Genomic DNA, 5,166 nt, shown 5'->3' on the forward strand with positions numbered 1-5,166 from the left:
GGAAAATGGCCGGAGCACTTCCATTGAGCCTTATCCAGCCAGGCGCGAGGCATTTATTAGGGTCTAACCATAAGTTCGAAGTTCTATTACGGCGCCAAACGGTGCAAACTAGCCCAAAAAAAGCGAATGCCCCGTTGCTGACCACAGCGCCTTGCCATGCTAAATGGTACTCAACCTGTTAACGTCACGACATAGGCTTTCAATGTCAGAGCAGGAACATTGGCAACTTGATGGCAGTGCGCCGGAACTATACGAGCGCTATCTCGTGCCCGCGATCACGTCAGTTTGGGCGGCCGATCTCATTGATCGAGCAAGGCCAAAGCCGGGAGAAGCCGCGCTCGATATTGCATGTGGTACGGGTGCCGTAACACGTCTCGCAGCAGAGCGGATGGCAAGCGGCCGCGTTGTCGGGGTTGACTTCAATCCCGGTATGCTCGCTGTGGCCCGATCTGTACCGAACTCAGGTGCATCCATCGAATGGCTTGAAGGCAACGCCCTCGGCCTTCCCTTTGATGATGGCACTTTCGATCTCGTTCTTTGCCAACTTGGCCTCCAATTCTTCCCGGATAGACCGCTCGCCCTTCGTGAGATGAAGCGGGTGCTGGCACCGTCAGGTCGGGTAGCTCTCAGTGTCTATAGCGCCATCGAGAACACACCGGCCGCAAACGCCTTTGTACAGGCTCTTGATCAAAGCCTTGGCCCAGATGCATCAAGGATCAAACGTGCGGAGCACATCTTTCCCCAGGCCGATGAGGTCGGTGCCCTGATGACCCAGGAAGGTTTTGATCAGGTCGACGTCAAAACCGTCACGAAGCGCATCACCTTTCCATCCGTCCTCGACTACGTGCAATTTCAATTCATCGCGACGCCAATGGCCGGCCTCCTGGGCGATCGAAATGATGTCGAGCGCGAAACCATTATATCGAACGTTGCCTCTGCCACCCAATCATTGCTTGATCCAGAGATGCTCCGCGATGGCCACTTATCATTTCCGCAAGAGGCGCATGTTGCAACGGCACTTCGAGTTGGCTGAACGGCAGCATTTTCTGGCCGCGATCGAGAACATCGCACCGACCCGCTCAATGCTGATGGCAATGCCGGCGTTTGTCAAAAAGACGGTATCGGGTTCGAAATAGGAACTGTTGCAAGCCTGGGGGCCGGAAAATGACCGCGCGTTCTTCACGTAGATTGGCCTGTGTTCGATCGACGGTGGATAGACCCTTCGAAGCTTTGCGCCTTTCCCTTCACTGAATAGCTGTGAGCACGTCACTGTCGGCCTTTAAGAGGAAGCTTTTACGGAATAAGACCGTCAGGTCCGAGCTCTGCGTAGTATCCAGTTGATCAGCGCCGCCACCAGATCCGCAACATGCCGTCGACGATATTGCGAAGTGCAAGGTCATTCTTAGCAGGCTGAGTATCTTACGAAGCGACCAGCGGCACTGTGATAGACGCCTTGTAATTCAGTGGATACGGATCGATCAGGGGAATTTCAACCACAAAGCTATACGTCGCTGTGACATGCGCCAACCTGAAGCCGCCGCTGGGTGCGTCAATCGCCAATGTTACGTCGACATTTTGCAATCCCAATTCGCGCACATGGTCTTTGACCATTGCCTCGATCTCAGTCTGAGTGAGGGAGCTTTTCATCTGGAGTGCGCGTGAGGACTCTTCTAGCGCGTAGCGCACGCTCGACATGGCGTTCATGCTCCATCCGAACACGACCATGCCAAACAAAAGCAGGATTAGGACTGGAGCAACCAACGCAAACTCTATGGCAGTTCCACCTGTTTCATCCCTCTCGAATATCCTCGCGGAGCGATCACCGGGCACGAATCACCTCTTCATGGTTAAGCTCGCGGGAAACAGAATATATTTCGAGATTGTAGGGAGCGACCCAGGTCGCTTTGGCTTGAATGTGCACAAAGGTCAACGGCACTTTCGAACCCTGACACAGGCTCGATACACTGACCGTGGTATTCCCGCACATATAGACACGGTTCAATATCACTTGCGCATCATCCGGGCGATTGTCCCAACTTGAAAGCGCAACTGCCTGGATCGCTGCATCGTCTGCTGCACCTTGCATCACCATGTTGGCCGCCGTTTTCACGCTTGCGCGCATCGACAACGCGCTAGAGGCCAGAGACCAGCCATCCATGATCCCAAGACACACCAGGCAAAGGATGGGGGCAACCAAAGCAAATTCGATCGCTGCAACACCTGACTCGCTTCCGAAATTCCACGATGGGCGCAAGTTCATGACGTCATTCAACCAGTTGAACGGACTGCGTCGCTGGAATGTCTCGCATTCCTAGGCTGGTGCAATCCTGGTTGATGCTCGTGTTACCGGACCACTCTATCGTCCCGGCGACGATTTGCGAGCAGCCGCCTTTTCCAGAGAAGTTTCCGAGATAACGAACCTGTTGTTTCGCAAAATACAGCGCACCGGTCAGCTGTGAATCCGCCGTCCCGTTGAAAGTATTCGATCCTCCAACGCTTGATCTGTCTCCAAAAAACAGTATTCCCGCATAGGGTCCTGACGTCGGGGCGCTGAGTTGAACGGTGGCGTTGCCATTCATGCTCACACGCGAACCTCCTGCCAAATAGATCACGACCCCTTCGCCATAAACATATGCATTCGCATTTACTTTGAAATCGCCGCCCTCAATGACATAGATGCCTGAAGCGAGGCTCACATTGCCGCTCAAACTGAGCCCATTACAGTATGTCCCGGGCTTCAGTGTGGCCAACTTGGCATTCTGACATGGACTCGAAGCTTGCGGCGTTGGTACGTCGGCGAAGGGATCAGCGGCTGGCAGTGCCTGGGTGATCGGCGTTGCGCAAGCGGTTTTCACAGCGCCGTTGCCCAAATCCACGCCCCCGGCTGATATCAGACAGTCGACCTGTAGTTTTGCGGAACCTTGGAGCTTGATAGCATCTGAGTCTATTGAATTTGCCATGACGGAACAGCCCGTCAGTTTAACGTCGGCGCTGCCGGAAAAGAGCGCCGCATTCGAAGAGGAAGGATCAAGCGCGAGGATGCAGGCTTTTAGCGCTTCGGCAATGACCGCGACGGCTCTAGCCTGTGCTATGACGGGGGTCTGAGAGAATATCGATGTGAAAAATCGATCCAATCTTTGATGAAGGATTACTTCAACTGCCTGCTTTTTGGTATTTGGTCCAGTCGATGGAGGCGTGAAAACCTCGATTTGACCCGTCGACGTTTCAAAATCATTCGAAGTAGCTGAAAGTGTCGCAGCGGAGATTATTGCCGGTGTGCCGGATCCCGAAACTTTTTCTAAAGCGCCGGCGTAGGCAGAAGCATCCGCTGCCGCCTGCAATTTCAGATCACTGTAATACCAATAGGAAGTCTCGACACCCAGTCCGGCGCCACCAATGACAATGGGGAGGCAAAGAGCGAAAATAATAGCAACGTTGCCGTCCTCTTCTGCATTTCGTTGCAGAAAGCTCCCCAGAAATTTTGGAATACCGAAGGGCCGTATTTTCATGCCCTATGGAAACAAAAAAAGATGAAGAAGTATTTTAAAGATTCCATCGCAATTTAATTTTCCTTCCATTTAACGCAGAACATGGCGATCAAGTACTCCCTCTCAAGCATTGAGCAAACCCAGTTCTGTGAATTCGAGACGACCGTATCATTTCCACTTCGCTGTTGTTGCTGCTTGTGAAAGCCCTTCACTTCTCAAAATACGAGCCGTCCTCTACGCTCAAACTGAGCGATGCCGCCGCCTTTCAGTTCCGATGCGAACGATCGATCGCGATGTTAGCCGCTGAACACGCTGCAATTTTCGAGGCTGTCCTAGCCCGCAAGGGCGATACCGCGGTCGATCTGATGGACAAGCATCTGCAGCTCACGACCGAGATACTTGTGAAATCTCTTTCAATCTCAAGCTAAGCGAATTTTTGAGGGCCGGGCGCGCTACTGTCCGGTCACAGTTGGAATCCGAGGCTCATCCTCACTGCCTTGGAGGCGGCTCGCCAACGCAACGGTCAAAGCCTGTGCAAGACACATTGGGGCAGCAAGAGAGCGTGAAAACGTATATTCATGCTCGGGGACAGGGAAAAGGACGTTCGCAGACTTAGCCAGAGGCGAAAGCGTGCTGTCGGAGATGGCAACGATAGGGATGCCGCGAGCGGCAGCATCTTCGACCACGTTCACGACCTCTGTTGCATAGAAGCGAAACGATACGGCAAACAAAAGATCGGTGTCCTTCATCACACGTGCCATGTACGTGGCAAGCCCACCGCTCGGGTCGAGCAGAACACATCGCTTTCCAAGCATGGTAAGAATATAACGCAGCAGCTCGACTACCGGTGCTGAGCGCAGCTGTCCGATTAAGTAGATCGTCTCGCTTTTTTCCAGGAGGTCGACCGCCGTGGCCAGATCCTCGCCTGAGATTTGAGCAAGGATGTCCTGCAGCGACGCAATATCCCGCACAACAAGGTCGCGAAGAAATCCAGCCTCGCTTCTGTCTGTTCGCGCCCCCAGCTCCGCTTCAAGTGCTTTCTTTCGCGCTTCAAAACCGGGAGCGGCCGTCGAGAGGCGGCGCTGAAACAAGCCTTGTAGATCTTTAAAGCCCTCGTAGCCCAAGGACTGTGCGAAACGCACGAAACTGGACGCGTGGATGCCGCAGCGATCTGCGATCGCATTGACAGAAAGGACCGCCACATCATTCGGGCTCTGCGTAAGATAGATCGAGATCTTCTGATAGGTTTTACTCATAGCGTCATAACGGTCATGGACCAGACGAATGAATTCCTCATAATCGCGCGGTGGTTCGATCTCTGCCATTTCCTAATCCTGCAAATTTCGTTGCATCATGCGCCGAATCGCAAAAGATTGGCAATGTCAAATCGAATGGTCCCGTCGAGCGGCGGTGGCAACCGCCCCGCAGCTCGATTGGCGCAAGATCAAAACGATTGTTGCCCGGTTAGTTTCTCAATGATCTTGTCTATGGAAACGGCGAGAACCAGAAGTAGACCGGTGACGATCAGACGAACTTCGTTCTCCACACCCATAAGATTAAGGCCGTTTTGGACCGTGCCGATTACCAAGGCTCCCAAAAGCGCCGCATGAATTGCGCCTCGGCCGCCGAATAGGCTCACACCGCCGATAACGGCCGCCGCAATTGATTCCAGCAGCAG

At 53.5% G+C, this 5,166-nt stretch carries 5 protein-coding genes and 1 pseudogene; 1 reads left to right on the forward strand and 5 read right to left on the reverse strand.

What is annotated here, in order from left to right; translation table 11 throughout:
* Positions 1-202: 202 nt before the first annotated feature.
* On the forward strand, positions 203-1,033 hold the full coding sequence (locus AAAC48_RS19705; protein ID WP_340655807.1) for a class I SAM-dependent methyltransferase: 831 nt from the start codon (positions 203-205) through the stop codon (positions 1,031-1,033).
* 386 nt (positions 1,034-1,419) lie between these two features.
* Here AAAC48_RS19705 and AAAC48_RS19710 read toward each other — a convergent pair whose 3' ends face one another.
* The 5 genes and pseudogenes from AAAC48_RS19710 to AAAC48_RS19730 all read right to left on the reverse strand — a co-directional run.
* Positions 1,420-1,830 carry a TadE/TadG family type IV pilus assembly protein gene (locus tag AAAC48_RS19710; protein WP_340655808.1) on the reverse strand — a complete coding sequence of 137 codons (411 nt, stop codon included), beginning with the start codon at positions 1,828-1,830 and terminating at the stop codon, positions 1,420-1,422.
* On the reverse strand, positions 1,820-2,272 hold the full coding sequence (locus AAAC48_RS19715; protein WP_340655809.1) for a TadE/TadG family type IV pilus assembly protein: 453 nt from the start codon (positions 2,270-2,272) through the stop codon (positions 1,820-1,822). Before AAAC48_RS19715 ends, AAAC48_RS19710 begins: the two co-directional genes overlap by 11 nt.
* A complete protein-coding gene (locus AAAC48_RS19720) occupies positions 2,265-3,509 on the reverse strand; it encodes a pilus assembly protein TadG-related protein (protein WP_340655810.1) in 1,245 nt (414 codons plus the stop codon). The genes AAAC48_RS19715 and AAAC48_RS19720 overlap by 8 nt, the downstream gene beginning before the upstream one ends.
* A 431-nt stretch (positions 3,510-3,940) precedes the next feature.
* The gene (locus AAAC48_RS19725) at positions 3,941-4,813 is read right to left on the reverse strand and encodes a MurR/RpiR family transcriptional regulator (RefSeq protein WP_340655811.1); all 873 of its coding nucleotides are present in this window, start codon (positions 4,811-4,813) and stop codon (positions 3,941-3,943) included.
* Between the two features lie 119 nt (positions 4,814-4,932).
* A pseudogene (locus tag AAAC48_RS19730) lies at positions 4,933-5,166 on the reverse strand (ABC transporter permease); the annotation flags it as partial.

This window comes from Phyllobacterium sp., assembly GCF_037994405.1.
Lineage (GTDB): Bacteria > Pseudomonadota > Alphaproteobacteria > Rhizobiales > Rhizobiaceae > Phyllobacterium.